Annotated in this window: 19 protein-coding genes; 11 read left to right on the forward strand and 8 right to left on the reverse strand. The window is 61.2% G+C overall.

Going from position 1 to position 18,334, the window contains the following annotated elements:
* The first annotated feature begins 23 nt into the window (after window positions 1-23).
* Both M3N55_RS12750 and M3N55_RS12755 read left to right on the forward strand, forming a co-directional pair.
* Complete coding sequence (locus M3N55_RS12750) at window positions 24-1,355, forward strand: S41 family peptidase (protein ID WP_249059727.1); 1,332 nt, start codon at window positions 24-26, stop codon at window positions 1,353-1,355.
* 4 nt (window positions 1,356-1,359) lie between these two features.
* Complete coding sequence (locus M3N55_RS12755) at window positions 1,360-1,845, forward strand: RNA pyrophosphohydrolase (protein ID WP_249059676.1); 486 nt, start codon at window positions 1,360-1,362, stop codon at window positions 1,843-1,845.
* Window positions 1,846-2,028: 183 nt separating this feature from the next.
* On the opposite strand, the gene M3N55_RS12760 is transcribed toward M3N55_RS12755, so the two are convergent.
* Window positions 2,029-4,221, reverse strand: a complete 2,193-nt coding sequence (locus tag M3N55_RS12760; protein WP_249059678.1) for a primosomal protein N' — start codon at window positions 4,219-4,221, stop codon at window positions 2,029-2,031.
* Between the two features lie 78 nt (window positions 4,222-4,299).
* On the opposite strand from M3N55_RS12760, the gene fsa reads away from it, so the two are divergent.
* The 5 genes from fsa to M3N55_RS12785 all read left to right on the forward strand — a co-directional run bounded on the left by fsa (window position 4,300) and on the right by M3N55_RS12785 (window position 8,373).
* On the forward strand, window positions 4,300-4,953 hold the full coding sequence (fsa, locus tag M3N55_RS12765; RefSeq protein ID WP_249059680.1) for a fructose-6-phosphate aldolase: 654 nt from the start codon (window positions 4,300-4,302) through the stop codon (window positions 4,951-4,953).
* A 57-nt stretch (window positions 4,954-5,010) separates the two neighbouring features.
* Entirely contained in the window at window positions 5,011-5,724 is a 714-nt protein-coding gene (locus tag M3N55_RS12770) for a DUF484 family protein (RefSeq protein WP_249059682.1), read from the forward strand.
* A complete protein-coding gene (locus M3N55_RS12775) occupies window positions 5,721-6,686 on the forward strand; it encodes a tyrosine recombinase XerC (RefSeq protein ID WP_428982654.1) in 966 nt (321 codons plus the stop codon). The genes M3N55_RS12770 and M3N55_RS12775 overlap by 4 nt, the downstream gene beginning before the upstream one ends.
* On the forward strand, window positions 6,677-7,375 hold the full coding sequence (locus tag M3N55_RS12780; protein ID WP_249059684.1) for a CDP-alcohol phosphatidyltransferase family protein: 699 nt from the start codon (window positions 6,677-6,679) through the stop codon (window positions 7,373-7,375). The genes M3N55_RS12775 and M3N55_RS12780 overlap by 10 nt, the downstream gene beginning before the upstream one ends.
* Window positions 7,376-7,497: 122 nt before the next feature.
* Window positions 7,498-8,373, forward strand: a complete 876-nt coding sequence (locus tag M3N55_RS12785) for a 3-hydroxybutyryl-CoA dehydrogenase (protein WP_249059687.1) — start codon at window positions 7,498-7,500, stop codon at window positions 8,371-8,373.
* Here M3N55_RS12785 and M3N55_RS12790 read toward each other — a convergent pair.
* The 5 genes from M3N55_RS12790 to M3N55_RS12810 form a co-directional block, all read right to left on the reverse strand.
* The gene (locus M3N55_RS12790; RefSeq protein ID WP_249059688.1) at window positions 8,370-8,546 is read right to left on the reverse strand and encodes a hypothetical protein; all 177 of its coding nucleotides are present in this window, start codon (window positions 8,544-8,546) and stop codon (window positions 8,370-8,372) included. The two genes, M3N55_RS12785 and M3N55_RS12790, sit on opposite strands and share 4 nt — an antisense overlap.
* A 459-nt stretch (window positions 8,547-9,005) precedes the next feature.
* Complete coding sequence (locus tag M3N55_RS12795; RefSeq protein WP_249059689.1) at window positions 9,006-9,611, reverse strand: HEPN domain-containing protein; 606 nt, start codon at window positions 9,609-9,611, stop codon at window positions 9,006-9,008.
* Between the two features lie 18 nt (window positions 9,612-9,629).
* Window positions 9,630-11,579, reverse strand: a complete 1,950-nt coding sequence (parE, locus tag M3N55_RS12800; protein WP_249059691.1) for a DNA topoisomerase IV subunit B — start codon at window positions 11,577-11,579, stop codon at window positions 9,630-9,632.
* Window positions 11,580-11,673: 94 nt separating this feature from the next.
* Window positions 11,674-12,726: a permease gene (locus M3N55_RS12805; protein ID WP_249059692.1), complete on the reverse strand. Its 1,053-nt coding sequence runs from the start codon at window positions 12,724-12,726 to the stop codon at window positions 11,674-11,676.
* Between the two features lie 51 nt (window positions 12,727-12,777).
* Window positions 12,778-13,092 (reverse strand): ArsR/SmtB family transcription factor, encoded by a 315-nt coding sequence (locus M3N55_RS12810; protein ID WP_249059694.1) that lies wholly within the window; start codon window positions 13,090-13,092, stop codon window positions 12,778-12,780.
* A gap of 343 nt (window positions 13,093-13,435) precedes the next feature.
* Here M3N55_RS12810 and M3N55_RS12815 point away from each other — a divergent pair, with 343 nt between their 5' ends.
* Both M3N55_RS12815 and ilvN read left to right on the forward strand, forming a co-directional pair.
* A complete protein-coding gene (locus M3N55_RS12815) occupies window positions 13,436-15,190 on the forward strand; it encodes an acetolactate synthase 3 large subunit (protein WP_249059695.1) in 1,755 nt (584 codons plus the stop codon).
* 9 nt (window positions 15,191-15,199) lie between these two features.
* Window positions 15,200-15,760 carry an acetolactate synthase small subunit gene (gene ilvN / locus M3N55_RS12820; RefSeq protein WP_249059696.1) on the forward strand — a complete coding sequence of 187 codons (561 nt, stop codon included), beginning with the start codon at window positions 15,200-15,202 and terminating at the stop codon, window positions 15,758-15,760.
* 61 nt (window positions 15,761-15,821) lie between these two features.
* Here ilvN and M3N55_RS12825 read toward each other — a convergent pair whose 3' ends face one another.
* Entirely contained in the window at window positions 15,822-16,250 is a 429-nt protein-coding gene (locus M3N55_RS12825; protein WP_249059698.1) for an FKBP-type peptidyl-prolyl cis-trans isomerase, read from the reverse strand.
* A gap of 169 nt (window positions 16,251-16,419) precedes the next feature.
* On the opposite strand from M3N55_RS12825, the gene trmB reads away from it, so the two are divergent.
* Entirely contained in the window at window positions 16,420-17,118 is a 699-nt protein-coding gene (trmB, locus tag M3N55_RS12830) for a tRNA (guanine(46)-N(7))-methyltransferase TrmB (protein WP_249059700.1), read from the forward strand.
* On the opposite strand, the gene M3N55_RS12835 is transcribed toward trmB, so the two are convergent.
* Window positions 17,115-17,891, reverse strand: coding sequence for an alpha/beta fold hydrolase (locus M3N55_RS12835; RefSeq protein WP_428982655.1), 777 nt, complete (start codon window positions 17,889-17,891; stop codon window positions 17,115-17,117). The genes trmB and M3N55_RS12835 overlap by 4 nt on opposite strands.
* On the opposite strand from M3N55_RS12835, the gene M3N55_RS12840 reads away from it, so the two are divergent.
* Window positions 17,885-18,334, forward strand: coding sequence for an NUDIX domain-containing protein (locus M3N55_RS12840; RefSeq protein ID WP_249059702.1), 450 nt, complete (start codon window positions 17,885-17,887; stop codon window positions 18,332-18,334). The genes M3N55_RS12835 and M3N55_RS12840 overlap by 7 nt on opposite strands.

Genomic DNA, 18,334 nt, shown 5'->3' on the forward strand with positions numbered 1-18,334 from the left:
GGCGACGAACGGAAAGCGAAATGATGAAGAAATTTGTTCTGGCAAGCCTCGGCGGCATTCTGGGCGGCGTGTTGATCGCAACGCAAGTGACCGGGCCGCTCTTGGCGCAGGAACGCTCCGACACGCCGAATGTCTATGAACAGCTTGATCTGTTCGGTAACGTGTTCGAGCGTATTCGCAGCGAATATGTAGAGGACGTGGACACATCCGACCTGATCGCTGCTGCGATCAACGGCATGCTGACCTCGCTTGATCCGCATTCCAGCTATCTGCCGCCCGAAGATTTCGACGACATGCGCACCCAGACGCGCGGGTCTTTCGGGGGGCTGGGCATTGAAGTGACCCAGGAAGATGGCTTTATCAAGGTCGTTACCCCGATGGATGATACCCCCGCCGACATGGCGGGTGTGGAGCCCGGTGATCTGATTACCCATGTCGATGGCGAGCCGCTGCTGGGCCTGACATTGGCCGAAGCCGTCGAGTTGATGCGCGGCCCGGTCGGGTCCGAGATTATCGTGACCATCGCCCGCGAAGGTGTGGCCGAACCGTTCGACCTGTCGATCATCCGCGACACGATCCGCTTGCAGGCCGTGCGGGTGCGCAGCGAAGGAGAGACCGTCATCCTGCGGCTGACCACCTTCAACGAGCAGACCTATCCCAACTTGCGTGACGGGCTGGCCGAAGCTATCGAAGAGATGGGCGGCATCGACGAGCTTGGCGGCGTTGTGCTCGACCTGCGCAACAATCCCGGCGGTTTGTTGAGCCAGGCGGTCAGCGTGTCCGACGCGTTCCTTGAGCAGGGCGAGATCGTGTCCACGCGGGGCCGCGCCGAAGGCGAGGGCGACCGCTATAACGCGCAATCCGGCGACCTGATCGACGGGAAACCCTTGGTCGTGCTGATAAACGGTGGTTCCGCGTCGGCGTCGGAAATCGTGGCTGGGGCGTTGCAGGACCACCGCCGCGCCATCGTCGTCGGCACGCGCAGCTTTGGGAAAGGGTCGGTTCAGACGGTCATGCCGCTGCGCGGTGACGGGGCGATCCGCCTGACGACGTCGCGCTACTACACGCCATCGGGCCGGTCCATTCAGGCGCTGGGCGTATCGCCCGATATCGTGGTCGAACAACCGGCACGCGCGCCGATTGAAGAGGTCGACGACACGACGCGCCCCACCCGCTCTGAAGCGAATCTGAGAGGGCGTTTGGACAATGCAGACAACCTGTCGGAAGAAGAACTGCGACAAATGGAAGACGAGCGCGCCCGCGCAGAAGAGGTCGCGCGCCTGCGTGATGAAGATTACCAGCTTGCCTATGCACTGGATATTCTGCGCGGCCTGACGGCTTTGAACGGGCGGTAGCACCGTGACGCCTGACCAGATCGCGGCCTTGCCTTATCGGCCTTGCGTGGGGGTGATGCTCATCAACGCGCAAGGGCTGATCTTCGGGGCGCAGCGCCTCGACAGTGACAGCCCGGCTTGGCAAATGCCGCAAGGCGGGATTGATCCGGGCGAAAACCCCGGTCTGGCCGCCTTGCGCGAGTTGGAAGAAGAGATTTCTGTCCCGCCAGAGCTTGTCGGACCCTTGGCGGAAACCCGCGACTGGCTGACCTACGATGTGCCGCACGACCTTGTGCCGCACATCTGGGGTGGCAAGTATCGGGGCCAGAAGCAACGCTGGTTCCTGATGCGATATCTGGGCGATGACACCCAGATCGACCTTGCGACAGAGCATCCCGAGTTCAGCGCTTGGCGTTGGATGATGGCAGAGCACATGCTGGCCGCCATCGTGCCTTTCAAACGCGACATCTATGGCGCCGTGATGGATGAATTCCGCGACTGGTTGGCCTAGCGCGTGTCTTGCGAAAGCGACCGGGCGCAACGGGTGCTGCAAGCGCGAGTGGCCCGCCGATTGTGGCGCTAACCTCATGTAAGCGCTGAACCGCGAGGCCCCGGCGCAAGGCCGGGGCACGAAGCGCATTGGGCTTGTCTCGCGCCCCGGCCTTGCGCCGGGGCCTCTTGGCTAGAACCCCGCTCAATAAAAACTCTGCGGGTCGATATCGATGACCAGCCGCATATTTACGCCCAGCTTTTGCGGGCGGGTCCAGTCCCGCAAAGCGGCCTGCAAGGGTGCGCCTTTCGCGGCCTTGACCAGCAGCCGCACGCGGTGTTGCCCGCGTATACGCGCAATCGGGGCGGGGGCCGGGCCAAAGACCTGCGCCCCTATCCGGCGCAGCGGGGCATCGTTTTGCGCCAGCGCGTTGCCCAATGCAAATACCGGTTCCAGCTCTGGCCCTGACAGGATAATCCCGGCCAAGCGCCCGTAAGGCGGCATGGACAGCGCCCGCCGCGCCTCTGCCTCGGCCTGCCAGAAGGCTTCCTCGTCGCCCGACAGAATCGCGCGGATCACGGGGTGTTCGGGTTGGCTTGTCTGGATCAGCGCGCGGCCTGGCTTGTCAGCGCGGCCCGCGCGGCCTGCGACCTGTCGCGTTAGCTGAAACACCCGTTCCGCGGCCCGCAGGTCTGACCCTGACAGCCCCAGATCAGCGTCGATCACGCCGACCAGCGTCAGATGCGGAAAATTATGCCCTTTGGCCACGATTTGTGTGCCGATGATGATATCGGCCCCGCCTGCCGCGATTTCCTCTATTTGTGCTTTCAAGGCCCGCGCCGAGCCGAACAGGTCCGAGGACAGCACCGCCACGCGCGCCTCGGGCCAAAGCGTGCGGGTCTCTTCCTCCAGTCGTTCTACACCCGGACCGACCGGGGCCATGCGGTCCTCTGCCCCGCATTCGGGGCATTTGGTCGGGATCGGAGCGTTCGCGCCGCATTGGTGGCAGACAAGGCGTTCCAGAAAGCGATGCTCGACCATGCGCGCATCGCAATCGGTGCAGGCAACTTGATGGCCACAGGCGCGGCAGACCGTCAGCGGTGCATAGCCGCGCCGGTTCAGGAACAAGAGGGCTTGTTCGCCGAGCCCCAGCCGCGCCGTGACCGCCGATTGCAGATCGGGCGAAATCCAGCGGTTGGCGGGCAGGTCTTGGCCGCGCAGGTCGATTGCAGCCATGTCCGGCAGGGCGTTGGGGCCGAAGCGCGTGGTCAGGTCCAGCCGCGTGTATTTGCCCGCGTCCGCATTTGCCCAAGTCTCCAGACTGGGCGTGGCCGATGCCAGCACCACCTGCGCCCCGTTCAACATGCCGCGCAGAACCGACATATCGCGGGCGTTGTAGAACACACCCTCTTCCTGCTTGTAGGATGTGTCGTGTTCCTCATCGACCACGATAAGCCCAAGGTTCTGGAACGGCAGGAACAGGGCGGACCGTGCGCCGACCACCATTTGCGCGCCGCCTTGGCCAACCATGCGCCACAAGCGGCGGCGTTCCGCTTGGGTCACGCCCGAATGCCATTCGGCAGGCTTTGCGCCGAACCGCTTTTCCACGCGCGTCAGGAATTCTGCGGACAAAGCGATTTCCGGCAACAGCACCAAGGCTTGCCGCCCCGCGCGCAGGCAGTCTGCGACGGCTTCCAGATAAACTTCGGTTTTGCCAGAGCCTGTCACGCCCTTCAGCAGCCATGTGCCATAGCCATCACGCCCCGCGCGCAACGCATTGGCCGCGCGTGCCTGATCGTCCGACAGGTTGGGGCCGGGGCGGGTCGGGTCCAGACGTGGGAAGGGCTGGTCGCGGGGGGCGGCGCGTTCTGCCAAGGCCCCTGCCGCGACCAAGCCGCGCACAACTCCGGTGCCAACGCCCGCCGCCTGTGCCAACTCGCCCGGAGCCAGCCCGGCGCCGCCGAATTCATCGAGTGCGGCGATGACGCGGGCGCGCGCGTCGGTCATTCTGTCGGGTAGCGTGCCGTCGCGAAACAGCAGTTTGCGTGTGACCGGTCCATCAGCCAGCCCCGGAACGCGGGTTGCCAACCGCAGCACCATCGGCAATTGCGTCAGCGTATAGTCGGCCAACCGGGTCAGAAAGTCGCGCAACTCTGTCCGCATGGGGGCGGCATCCAGCACGCGGATGATCTGTCGCAGCTTGGCTTGGTCGAACTTCCCTTCGGCGGGGCCCCAGACAACGCCCAGAACGCGGCGCGGACCAAGCGGCACTTGGACGAATGCGCCCAGCCAGCAGCCCCCTTCGGGCGCGCGATAATCCAGCACGCGGCCCAGCGGTTCGGTGGTCAAGACACCGCAGGGCATGCCTTCGTCATAGAATTCCGGGACATTTTGCATGGGTTTTCGGGGTTCCTTGACGCTGCTTCATAAGGTATGACGCCCGCGAAACAAGGTCGCAAGCCGAAGGGGACACCGATGAAATTCTTTGTAGATACCGCCGATGTTAGCGCTATCCGCGAGTTGAACGATCTGGGCATGGTGGACGGGGTCACAACGAATCCCTCGATCATCCTGAAATCGGGCCGCGACATTATGGAGGTCACGCGCGAGATCTGCGAGATCGTGGATGGTCCCGTCTCTGCCGAGGTGGTCGCGCTGGAAGCCGACGCCATGATCGCCGAAGGCCGCAAGCTGGCCGAGATCGCGCCCAACATCACCGTCAAGCTGCCGCTGACATGGGATGGGCTGAAAGCCTGCAAAGTGCTGTCGGGCGAAGGCAAAATGGTCAATGTCACGCTATGTTTCAGCGCAAATCAGGCGCTTCTGGCAGCAAAAGCGGGCGCGACCTTCATTTCGCCCTTCATCGGACGGCTGGATGACATGGCGCTGGACGGGATGGAGCTGATCGAAGATATCCGCATCATCTACGACAATTACGGGTTTGAGACCCAGATCCTCGCGGCGTCGATCCGCTCGGTCAACCATGTGCTGGACGTGGCCCGCATTGGCGCGGATGTGATGACTGCACCGCCAGAGGTGATCCGCAAATTGGCCAGCCACCCGCTGACTGACGCAGGATTGGCACAATTCATGAAGGATTGGGAAAAAACAGGTCAAAAAATCCTGTAACCTTTGCTATAGTCTGGCAAAGAGCACCAAAAACAGCAGTCAACGGACAGGCACATCATGTCATCAGCGGCCCTCGGCGCAGAGCTGGACCAGCTTCGCGCGCAAATCCTGTCGGACCCGGCGCTCATTCTGGATGACAAGGACGTCATGCGCGCCCTTGTTGCCGCGTCCGAGCGCGAGATGGGCACGAATATCGTGGACCTGCGCGGGCTGGCCATGGAGCGGTTGGAAGCGCGTCTTGACCGGCTGGAAGAAACCCATCGCGCGGTGATCGCGGCGGCCTATGAGAACCTGTCGGGCACCAACCAAGTGCACCGCGCCATCCTGCGGATGCTGGACCCCACGCAATTCGAGGATTTCCTGCGCAATCTGGGTTCTGACGTGGCCGAGATATTGCGCGTGGATGCGATCAAGCTGGTGCTGGAAAGCCCGGAAGCCGGGCCTGATCCGGCGTTGGAACGGATTTCCGATGTGCTGGTCGTGGTCGAGCCGGGCTTTGTGGATGACTATATCAACCTTGGCCACGCGCCCACCACGCGGCAGGTGATCTTGCGCCAAGCTGTCCCCGCCACAACCCGCATCTATGGACAGCGCGCTGCCGATCTGCGGTCGGAAGCGTGCTTGCGGCTGGATCTTGGATCGCAGCGCATGGGGGGCATGTTGGTTATGGCGTCGGACAACCCGCATACGTTCAAGCCGGGGCAGGGCACCGATCTTCTGTCCTTCTTCGCGGGCATCTTTGAGCGGTCGATGCGGCGCTGGCTGGCATGATGGCCCCAAGGGCGGCTTTTTTGGCGCCCGCTCTGGCCGATACACTGGCGCGCTACCTTGCGCGTCAGAAAGGGTTGGCGGGCGCATCCGACAACACTATTGCTGCCTATACGACCGATCTGCGCAGCTTTCTGAGCTTCATGGCGCAGCATCTGGGCGGCATGGCGAGCCCGCGTGCTCTGGCCGACATCACGCAATCCGATATGCGTGCCTGGATGGCAGACGCGCGCGGGCGTGATCTGTCGGCACGGGCTTTGGCACGCAAACTCTCTGCCGTGCGCGGTTTCGCGCGGTTCGTGGCGGATGAAACCGGCATTGATATTTCTGCCATCCTTGCCACCCGTGCGCCCAAACACGCGCGCGGGTTGCCGCGCCCCCTGTCGCCCACGGACGCCCGAGAGGTTCTGGACACGGTTGGCCTGCAAACTCGCACCGATTGGGCGGGGCTGCGCGATGTGGCGGTCGTGACGTTGCTATATGGCTGCGGGTTGCGCGTGTCAGAGGCGCTGTCGCTGACCGGCCGCGACGCCCCCTTGCCAGAGGTGCTGCGCATGATAGGCAAGGGCGGGCGCGAACGGCTGGTGCCGGTGCTGCCCGTCGCGCGCCGCGCCGTGGATGACTACCTGTGCGCCTGCCCGCACGCGCAAGCCCCCGATCTGCCCCTGTTCCGCGCTATGCGTGGCGGCACGCTCGATCGCCGCCATGTCGCCCGCGTGATGGAAGCAACCCGCCTGCAACTGGGCTTGCCCGCCAGCGCCACGCCACATGCGCTACGCCATTCCTTTGCCACGCATCTGCTGGCCAAGGGCGGAGATCTGCGCGCTATTCAGGAATTGCTTGGCCATGCGTCGCTGCGGTCGACGCAGGTCTATACGGCGGTTGACTCCTCCCGCCTGATGGATGTTTACAACGCCGCACATCCGCGCGCGGCTAAACCGACAAAGGCTCGCCCGTGCTGCTGACCCTCAAGGCCTATTCCGTCCACCTGTTCACCGCGACCGGTGCTGTCTTTGCCATGTTGGCACTTCTGGAAGCGGCCAAGGGCGATTGGGCGATGATGTTCCTGTGGCTTGTGGTGGCCTTTATCGTCGATGGAATCGACGGGCCATTGGCGCGGCGCTACCACGTCAAGAAGAACGCCCAGATCATTGACGGTGTTTTGCTGGACCTGATTATCGACTACCTGACCTATGTGTTCATTCCGGCTTTCGCGCTGTTCCAGTCGGATCTTCTGCCGGGCTGGACGGGCTGGGTGGCGATCATTGCAATTACCTTCACCTCGGCGCTGTATTTCGCCGATTCACGGATGAAAACCGCCGATAACAGTTTTCAGGGCTTTCCGGGCTGCTGGAACATGGCGGCACTGATCTTTTTCGCGGTGCAACCTGCCGCAGTGGTCATTCTGGGGGCGGTGGCATTCCTGGCAGTCGCTATGTTCACCCCGTTGAAGTTCATTCACCCGGTGCGAACCGAACGCTGGCGCAGTCTGTCGTTGCCGGTAGCGCTGATCTGGACAGCGCTGGCCGGATGGGCGGCCTGGACCGGGTTCGCGCAGCCCTTGGCGGTGACATATGGACTGATTGTAAGCAGCTTGTATCTGATGACAGTGGGAATCGTGCAGCAAGTGGTCCCGAAGCGTGAGAGCGTGTAGCCGCATGGAGTTCTGCGCAAATTCGGTTACCCGTTTTGCGTAAGATGCTCTTGGGCCTTTCGCGCTTGCGGCATACCCCGCCCCGGCCCTATGTTAGCGTCAAAGCCAAACAGGAGCGGTAGATGGAGATCAAGACAGTCGGCATCGTTGGCGCGGGGCAGATGGGCAGCGGTATCGCCCATGTTTTTGCCCTCTCTGGACATGATGTGCTGCTAAGCGATATGTCCGCCGATGCGCTGTCCAATGCCCTTGCGCTGATCGACCGCAATATCGAACGACAAGTGTCGCGCGGCAAGGTTTCGGCAGAGGATAAAGCCGCCGCGATTGCGCGCATCCGCACCACGACGCGGCTGGCCGATCTGGGGCCGACCGACCTGATCGTAGAGGCAGCGACAGAGCGCGAATCCGTCAAGGTCGCGATCTTTGAGGATCTTTTGCCGCATATCCAGCCGCACACGATCCTGACCTCGAACACCTCTTCCATTTCCATCACCCGGCTTGCCACGCGCACCGACCGGCCCGAGAAATTCATGGGCCTGCATTTCATGAACCCGGTGCCGGTGATGCAACTGGTGGAATTGATCCGCGGCATTGCGACCGATGAGGCGACCTATAAGACGCTTCTGGCCGTGGTGGAAAAGCTGGGCAAAACAGCGGCGAGCGCCGAGGATTTTCCGGCCTTCATCGTCAACCGCATTCTGGTGCCGATGATAAACGAGGCGGTGTATACGCTATATGAAGGTGTCGGGTCGGTGCGGTCGATCGATGAATCGCTGAAACTGGGCGCGAACCACCCGATGGGGCCGTTGGAGCTGGCGGATTTCATCGGGCTGGACACATGCCTTGCGATCATGAACGTGCTGCATGACGGGCTGGCGGATACCAAGTATCGGCCCTGCCCATTGCTGGTGAAATATGTCGAAGCAGGCTGGCTGGGGCGCAAGACGCAACGCGGGTTCTATGATTACCGTGGCGAAGTGCCTGTCCCGACTCGCTAGATCACGATATAGACCATCACCAGAAGCGCGACGATCACGGCCCAGAATTCGTAATTGTTCCAGGCGGGCAGCTTGCGCCCACAAGAGCTGCAATGCGATCTTCGGAACCTGTTGGCGTGCCCGCAGATCTTGCATTTTGCAGGACGAAAGCCGGCTGATGTCTCAGGGGTCATTGTTGCGTATCCAGAACTTGCGGGGCATGGCCCCAAGGCAGATGACGTCTCAGCCCGCACGCGCACTCAATACACCGTTACGCGGTGGACTGTTTCACGACGCGTCTGTCATTTCCATGACCAAGCGCACAGTTTTGCTGATTGCCCCGCAAACTGCCTGAAAATTCATGCAGTTGCGGCAGGATATACCGCTTGGGTTGTGGTGTTTCGTATGAATTGCAATCTAAGCCAGAGCCACCGGCGGGTTGCGCGGCTTCCCGAATCGGTTGATGTGTCGAGGCGCAATTTGCTGAGAGGCCCCGGATCAGGTCCGGGGCGCGGAGTGTTTTCGGCCTCTGCACAGCGCAATGCTATGCGCAAAGCCGGGCAAGGGCCGTCGCGCGCGGGGGCGCGTCATGCCGCAGGCATGCTTTCAGCATGACGCTTGCGCGGCGGGCCTACGGCCCTTGATTCCGCGCGCTACTTTGCTTTTTCACCTACAATATTGTCAGCCAACCGAACATAATCTTCTAGTGTTATTATATAAGTCTTTACACTTCCAGAACTAATTTTCTTTTCCCTGTAATGACGATTAAGATCACCCTCATGAACAATACTGTGTCGCCTTAGCACAGCGCCATTGACTCGCTTAATAAGGAACTTCTTCTTATGTGCTTTTTCTACTCGACCAGTTAAGCCGGGTATTCCGACTTTTGCGAATAATTTGTCAATTTCCGTTGTCTGCTGTGTTGTCAGTCGAAACAGTGCGGGATGAGCTTTGTTTCTGATCGTTCTGAAAGGTCTCTCGGGCTGCTGGATTATTAAGTTCAGCAAGAACTTCTGGTTTATGCCCCAAGAATCAAGCGTTTTAAGAAGATCATCACTCGGTTCTTTATATCTCAGATGCCGAGCAAGTATATCAGCAAAGCGATGAGTGAAATATCTATCAAATCCCGCTACAGCCAATGCAAGTGCGCTTCTGAGGAGGTCGTCAACTTTATCGTCTACCGGAAGTTCATCATGAACCTCTACCAAAAGTTTCGCCCGTTCAATAATGGTCTCAAATGTTTCAAGTGATTTACTCATATCTAATGTCCTTCTCAATCAAACATCCAATTCCTCCACAAACCTAGCATTCTCGCTGATATACTGGAACCGTAATTCCGGCTTCTTGCCCATCAGCCGCTCGACAAGGTCTGACGTCTCCCCCGGCAGGTCGTCATCCACCGACACGCGGATCAAACGCCTTGAAGCCGGGTCCATCGTGGTTTCCTTCAAATCCTTCGCGTCCATCTCGCCCAACCCCTTGAAGCGCGACACGTCGATCTTGCCTTTGCCGCCCAGCCCTTCGGCGAATAAGCGCTCCTTCTCGGCCTCGTCCAAGGCATAGACCCGCTTGGCCCCCTGGGTCAGCCGGAACAGGGGCGGGCAAGCCAGATACAGGTGGCCCGCGTCGATCATCGGGCGCATCTGGGTGTAGAAAAACGTCATCAGCAGCGCCGCGATATGCGCGCCGTCCACATCCGCGTCGGTCATGATGATGATCTTGTCATAGCGCAAATCATCCAGCCGGAATTTCGGCCCAAGACCCACGCCCATGGCTTGGCACAGATCGTTAATCTCTGCATTCGTGGTCAGCTTGTTGGATGCCGCGCCCAGCACGTTCAGGATTTTACCGCGCAAGGGCAGCAGGGCTTGGGTTTTGCGGTCGCGGCCCATCTTGGCAGAGCCGCCGGCCGAATCGCCCTCGACGATGAATAGTTCCGTGCCGATCTTGTTGGTGGCGGTGCAATCGACCAGCTTGCCCGGCAGGCGCAGTTTTTTGGTCGCGGTCTTGCGCGAGGTTTCCTTTTCCTGACGGCGGCGCAGCCGTTCTTCTGCGCGCAGCACCAGAAAATCAAGGATCGCGCCCGCAGATTTGGGGTCGGCGGCCAGCCAATTGTCGAAATGGTCGCGCACCGCCCCTTCGACCATGCGCGCGGCTTCGGTCGTGGCCAGCCGGTCCTTGGTCTGGCCCACGAATTCGGGTTCACGGATGAAGCAGGACACCAGCGCACAGCCGCCCGCGGCCATGTCCTCGCGCGTGATCTGGGCGGCTTTCTTGTTATTGGCGAGTTCGCCGTAAGCGCGGATGCCCTTCAGGATCGCGGCCCAGAATCCGGCTTCATGCGTGCCGCCTTCGGGGGTTGGCACGGTGTTACAGTAGGATTGCACGAACCCGTCGCGCGCGGGCGTCCAGTTGATGGCCCATTCGACGGAACCGGGCTGGTTGAACTTCTCCTGAAAGCTGACCTTCCCGGCGAAGGGTTTGTCGGAATAGGTGACATTGCCGGTCAGTTGCTCGTTCAGGTAATCTGCCAGCCCGCCGGGAAAGTGGAATGTGGCCTCCATGGGGGTGTCGCCATCGGGGATGGCCGATTTCCAACGGATCTCAACGCCAGAGAACAGGTAGGCCTTGGACCGCACCATGGTCAGCAACCGCGCGGGGCGGAATTTTAGCGCGCCGAAAATCTCTGCATCCGGGTGGAAGGTGAAGGTCGTGCCGCGCCGGTTCGGTGCCGGGCCGACCTTTGCCACCGGCCCTTGCGGGATGCCGCGCGAGAATTCCTGCGCATAAAGCTCGCGGTTGCGGGCCACTTCCACGCGCAGCTTGTCCGACAGCGCATTGACGACAGACGCCCCCACGCCGTGCAGACCGCCCGATGTGGCATAGGCTTTGCCGCTGAATTTACCGCCTGCGTGAAGTGTGCAGAGGATCACCTCCAGCGCGGATTTGTCGGGGAATTTGGGGTGCGGGTCGATGGGGATTCCGCGGCCGTTGTCGCGGATGGTGATGGAGTAGTCAGCGTGGAGTTCGACCTCTATGCGGTTGGCGTGGCCGGCCACCGCCTCGTCCATCGAGTTGTCGAGCACCTCGGCCACCAGATGGTGCAGCGCGCGCTCATCCGTGCCGCCGATATACATGCCGGGGCGCTTGCGGACGGGTTCCAGCCCTTCCAGAACTTCGATGGAGGAGGCGTCATAACTGTCGGATTGCGGCAAAAGGTCGGACATGGGCGCGCTCGATTCCTGATTGGGGGAAGGACACCACCAATAGATCACCGCGCGGGGCAGGGCGCAAGGGATTGAGGCTTGCGCCCCGCTTTGGTCAGAGTGTGAGCCAGAACTGGAAGAGCAGCCCGCTTGCAAATGCTCCGCCCAGCGAGATCGCGATATACAGCGCAAACACCCGCAGCTTGACCAGCGCCCAGACCGCAATCGCGGCGGGCAAGGAGGTTACACCGCCCGCGACCAGAAACGCCATGCCTGCGCCGCCCAACATGCCTTGGTCCATCAGCCCGCCGATCAGGGGCAGCGCCGCGTAACCGTTGAAATAGGCGGGCACGCCCACCAGCGTGGCAATTCCGATGGGGGCAAGCCCCGCGCCGCCCAGTGTCTGCGTGACCATTTCGGCGGGGATATAGGCCAGCATCAGGCTTTCCAGCAGAAAGGCCAGCGACATCCATTTCAGCAAAAACAGAAACGTGCGCGTGCCCTCTGTACGGAACTTGGTCAGGCGCGCGGGCTCGTGCCAGAAGGCCCAGACCGGCGGCTTGGGGTTGCGCGCCTTGGCACCACCGCAGCCGCCATTGCCAATGCCCTCGCGCAGCGGGGCGGCTAATCCGCCCGCGCGCACGACCATGTGCACCACGGTGCCGCCCAGCACGCCCATGCCCAAAGCGATCAGGGTTTTCGCAATGGCAAATTCCAACCCCAGCACGCCCGTCGTCAGCGCGAACATGGACGGGTCCATTAGCGGAGAGGCCAGCCAGAACGCCATGACCGGCGCAAGCGGCACGCCCATGGCCAGAAACGCCGCGATCAGCGGGATCACCCCGCAGGAACAGAAGGGCGACAGCCCGCCCGCAAGCGCGCCCATGGCGATCATCATCGCAGGCGCGCCGGTAAATGCCTTGGCAATCAGGTTATCCGCGCCGGTCGCGCCCGCCCATGCGGCAATCAGGATGGATGCGGCAAGGAAGGGTGCGACCGACAGAAGCGAGGCTGTGACCTTGTCGAAGGATGGTGCAAGCTGTGCAGGGTCCAGCAGGGCGATGGCCGACACGATCAGCGCACAAGCCAGCCAGACCCGTTCCTTGCGCCAGATATAGGCCCATGCGCTGGCCCAGAGCCGGGGGCGGGGCAGGGTTTGATCTGTCATGGCCATATCTCCAGAAAAGTAGTTATTTTTGGCAAGCCTTGTCAGGCCCTGTCAGGCCGCATCGGTCACGGCGGGCAGGCCCGCGCAACAATCATTCAGCAGAAAATCCAGCACATCGCGCAACTCGACGGTGCAGGCGCTTGTGCGAACCTCGCGCCCTTGCCGGGTTTGTGTCACCAACCCGGCATCCTTCAGGCTGCGCAGGTGGTGCGCGAGCGTTGAGAGCGGCATGTCCAGATGCGCCGCAATCTCGCCCACCAGAAGCCCATCGGGCGCGGCGCGCACCAGCAGACGAAACACGTTTAGCCGGGCGGTGTGGCCAAGGGCGGCAAGGGCGGTTGCGGCGGAATCGGGTGTGATGCTCATGGCAGTCAAAATAACTAAAAATCTGGTTATGTAAAGATATTTGGTAGGCGCCAGACCCGCCGCGCCCAATCGCGCAAGAAATGCAAAGAAACTCCCGGCTTTTGCGCAAGTTTCCGGCCATTTTGGCATTGACCCGCCCTGCATGGGCGCTTACTTTCCGCCTACGTTAAAGCAACGGATGGCGGCAATGCGCTCAGCACTTGTAATTGTAGTAGGAAACACGCGCATGGGCCGGTAACGGACTTCCCAAACGGAACCCATGCGCCCCCGAAAGATCGGGGGCTTTTTTATTGCCGCAACCCGCGCTAAAGCGCTTTTGACATGACGGTGGATGGAGCAAGCGATGACACGTCAGATGACCGGAGCCAAGATGGTGATAGAAGCCCTGAAAGATCAGGGTGTGGACGTTGTATTCGGCTACCCCGGTGGCGCAGTCCTTCCCATCTATGATGAGATGTTCCAGCAAAACGACATCAAGCATATTCTGGTGCGCCATGAGCAAGGCGCGATCCATGCCGCCGAAGGGTATGCCCGCTCGACCGGCAAGCCCGGCGTTGTGCTTGTGACCTCTGGCCCCGGTGCGACCAACACCGTGACCGGCATTGTCGATGCGCTGATGGATTCGATCCCGATTGTCGTCCTGACGGGGCAGGTGCCGACCTTCATGATCGGGTCGGATGCGTTCCAAGAAGGTGACACGGTGGGCATCACCCGCCCCTGCACAAAGATGAACTGGTTGGTCAAGGAAACCGACAAGCTGGCGGGCACCATCCATGAGGCGTTCCATGTCGCGACCTCTGGTCGCCCCGGCCCGGTCTTGGTCGATATCCCGAAGGATGTGCAATTCGCCACCGGCACCTATACCGAAAAGGCCGCCGCCCGCACCGCGCATTACGCCCCGCGCACCAAGGGCGACCCGGAAATGATCGCCCGCATGGTCGAGCTTATTGAAACCGCAGAGCGCCCGGTGTTCTACACCGGCGGCGGGGTTATCAATTCGGGCGACCGCGCCACCGAATTGCTGCGCGACTGGGCCGAGGCAACTGGCTTTCCGGTCACATCCACGTTGATGGGCTTGGGCTGCTACCCGGCCAGCGGCAAATCTTGGCTGGGCATGCTGGGCATGCACGGCACCTATCAGGCCAACTGGGCGATGCATGATTGCGACCTGATGCTGAATATCGGCGCGCGCTTCGATGACCGGATCACGGGCCGCATCAACGCGTTCAGCCCGGACTCGACCAAGGTTCATATCGACATCGACCCGTCATCGCTGAACAAGGTGATCCATACGCAGGTGCCGATTGTCGGTGATATTGCCGAAGTGCTGGAAGAGGCGTTAGCCTTGTGGAAATCGCGCGGCAGCCGCGTGAACCGCGAGGCGCTGGCCAAATGGTGGAAGCAGATCGACGAATGGCGCGCGGTGGATTGTCTGGCTTACAAGCCCGGCGTGCATGCCATCCGCCCGCAACACGCCATTGCCCGGCTGGAAGCCCTGACCAAAGAGATGGACCGTTACATCACCACCGAAGTGGGCCAACACCAAATGTGGGCGGCGCAATATCTGGGCTTTGAAGGCCCGAACCGTTGGATGACCTCTGGCGGGCTGGGCACCATGGGTTACGGTGTGCCCGCGTCCATCGGTGTGCAAATCGCCCACCCCGATGCGTTGGTCATCAATGTCGCGGGCGAGGCATCGTGGTTGATGAACATGCAGGAAATGGGCACGGCGGTGCAATACCGCGCGCCGGTCAAGCAGTTCATCCTGAACAATGAACGCTTGGGCATGGTGCGCCAGTGGCAGGAATTGCTGCATGGCGAGCGCTATTCCAGTTCCTGGTCCGAAGCCCTGCCCGATTTCGTCAAGCTGGCCGATGCATTTGGCTGCAAGGGCATTCGCTGCGACAACGAGGCTGACTTGGATGATGCGATCCGCGAGATGCTCGCCTATGACGGCCCGGTGATCTTTGACTGCATCGTGGAAAAGCACGAAAACTGCTTCCCCATGATCCCGTCGGGCAATGCGCATAACCAGATGCTGCTGGGCGATGCGGACACCCAAGGCGTTATCGGCGCCAAGGGTGCGGTTTTGGTGTAAGGAAAAGCAATGTCCCCCCTCAATATCCAGAAAGGCGCGTCGAAGCATAGCGCCTATGACCTGCGCGACCCGAATGCAGAGGTGATCGAAACGCATACGCTTGCCGTGATCGTTGACAACGAATCCGGTGTGCTGGCGCGGGTGATTGGCCTGTTCTCAGCGCGTGGTTACAACATCGACAGCCTGACCGTGGCCGAGGTGGACCATCTGGGCCATCTGTCGCGCATTACGGTTGTCACCAGCGGCACGCCGCAGGTGATTGTCCAGATCAAGGCGCAGTTGGAACGCATGGTGGTGGTTCACCGCGTGCATGACCTGACCATGGAAGGGCCGAATGTGCAGCGCGAGCTGGCGCTGTTCAAGGTCAAAGGCAGCGGCGAGCACCGGATCGAAGCGCTGCGACTGGCCGAGATTTTCCGTGCCAATGTGGTGGATTCGACGCTGGAATCCTTCGTGTTCGAAATGACTGGCCCGCCGCAAAAGGTCGATGCCTTTGCCGAATTGATGCAGCCCTTGGGGCTGATCGAGGTGGCGCGCACCGGTGTCGCGGCCATATCGCGCGGCGTCTGAAGGTCTTACCCACGCAAAAGGCCGCCCCGATCCGGGGCGGCCTGTGTGACGTGGTAGCGGTTTACGCGACCGAGACCAGTTCGACCGCAAAGGTCAGGTCTTTGCCCGCCAGAGGGTGATTAGCGTCCAGCGTGACGGTGGTTTCGGTCACTTCGGCAACCTGCACCGGAACCTGCCGACCGTCCGGCGTTTGCATGTTCAGCATCGTGCCGGGATCAAGCGGAATATCCGCCGGGATCTGGTCACGCGGCACGTCTTGCTTGGCGTCCGCCTGATATTCGCCATAGGCTTCGGTGGCCGGGATCGTAACGGTTTTCTGCTCGCCCGCGGTCATACCGTCGATCGCGCGGTCAAGACCGGGGATGATCTGGCCAGACCCAACGGTAAATTCCAGCGGGTCGCGCCCTTCGGAACTGTCAAAGACAGACCCGTCTTCCAGAGTGCCGGTGTAATGAATACGAACTGTGTTGCCCGCTGTCGCGTGCGTCATGGGATATCCTTCCGAATGGGGGGAGTGGGTTGGGCGAGGCGCGCAATCTCGCGCGGTAACTCTGGCCCCAAGGTTGCCCGGTGTGGTCTAGAATGTAAACCCCGCGGCTTTGGGCGCTTGACCGCTTGGCCCGCCCACGCCATACCCCCGCCGCGACAAGGGGTGCAAGATGACAGACCAGACACGCAATTTCTACGGGCGGATTAAGGGCAAAACCCTGAAATCGGCGCAAAAGCGGCATCTGGAGCAGGATTTGCCCGCGCTGGAATTGCGCGGCGTCAGCCGTGAGGAGAACCCGTCCCGCGAGCAGATTGACCCGCAAACGATATTTGGCGACGCGCGGCCGCTCTGGCTGGAAGTTGGCTTTGGCGGCGGCGAGCATCTGGTGCATCAGGCCGGGCGCAACCCAGAGGTCGGGATCATTGGTTGTGAGCCATATCTGAACGGCGTGGCCATGGCGTTGGGTAAAATCCGCGCGGCGGGTGTGTCTAACCTGCGCGTGTATCCGTGGGATGTGCGCGACCTGTTCGATGTGCTGCCCGAAGCCTGTCTGGACCGTGCCTTTTTGTTATATCCTGACCCGTGGCCCAAGGCGCGCCACCATCGCCGCCGTTTCGTGACACCAGAGCACCTGTTGCCATTGGCGCGCGCCATGCGGCCCGGCGCGGTGTTTCGCGTGGCCACCGATATTCCCGACTATGTGCGCCAGACTATGGAAGAAGTGCCGCAAGCCGGGTTCGACTGCCTGACGCCGGACCCAGAGGCATGGCGTATTCCGTGGGAAGATTGGCTGTCCACCCGCTATGAGCAAAAGGCTTTGCGCGAGGGGCGCAGACCGCATTACCTGACCTTCCGGCGGCAGGGCTAGGGGTTCGCCAGCTTGCGCAATGCGCTGACAAAGGTGATCCCGTGGTCGAATTGCCCGTAGCGCAAAAATTCCAGCACTTCGGCCATCACGACCGGGTTTGACATTATGAACGTATGGCTGGTCGCCAAGACGATATGGTCGGTCATCCCGGCAAGCTTGGTGCTTTCCACAGACACTTTGCCGTCATCCTTGCCGTCAATAAACGCCGAGGTGATCGGGTTCAGGGAGACATCGCCCGCAATGACGCCCAATTCGTAATCGGGAAATTCCGGCAATTGGTTGGGCGTTGCGTCTATCGCGGTGCCCAGTTCCAGCCCGGCGGGTCCGTTGAGCCATTCGAACGCTTCTATGTCAGCGAACGCATCGACCAGTTCTGACCCATGATTGGGCGGGGCCAACATGACCAGGCGCCCCATCTGGGCAGGTCGGTGTCGTGCCAGCCAGCCGCGTGCCAGAATCCCCCCCATGGAATGGGTGACGAAATTTACGCGCGCATCGCCGCATTCCGCGACGCTGGTGCCGACATGGTCCAGCAATTCTTCGATTGGTTTCGCGGTCGAGGGGTAGCCGTGGTTCACGACCTTGAACCCGTGCAACTGCAAGGTTTCCGCCAACACCAGCATGGAGTTTTCAGTCCGAGCCAGCCCGTGCAGCAGCACCACGCAATCGGCCATGGCGGCCCCCGGTAGCAGGAATAATGACAGGATGATCGCTTTCATCTTGCACATATAGTAGGGCAGGGGACCGCTTGCCAGACGGAGCCGCCATGCCACCCCCTCGCCTTGCCGTGCGTGCGTTGATCTTGCATCAGGGCCGCTTGCTTATTGTGAACGCGTGGCCCGACGGCAAAAGCGATCTGTGGTGCGCGCCCGGTGGCGGGGCAGAGCGCGGGGCATCTTTGCCCGATAACCTGAAACGCGAAATCCACGAGGAATGCGGGTTGGAGATTGCTGTGGGCGCACCTTGTCTGGTGAATGAATTTCACGACCCGAACAGCAGTTTTCATCAGGTCGACATCTATTTCCACGCGACGATCACGGGCGGTCAGCTTGACCCTGCGTGGCGTGATCCCGAAGGCGTGGTGACAACCCGCCGTTTCGTGACCGAGGATGAGCTACGGACCCTGCGCTTCAAGCCAGACAGCCTGCCCGAACTGGCCTTTGGTGAGGGTGTTCATTCTGCGTTCTATGACTCGCTGGAGCCGATTGTCCTTTAG

It is taken from the genome of Roseinatronobacter domitianus (assembly GCF_023336755.1).
In the GTDB taxonomy this organism is placed as follows: Bacteria; Pseudomonadota; Alphaproteobacteria; order Rhodobacterales; family Rhodobacteraceae; genus Roseinatronobacter; species Roseinatronobacter domitianus.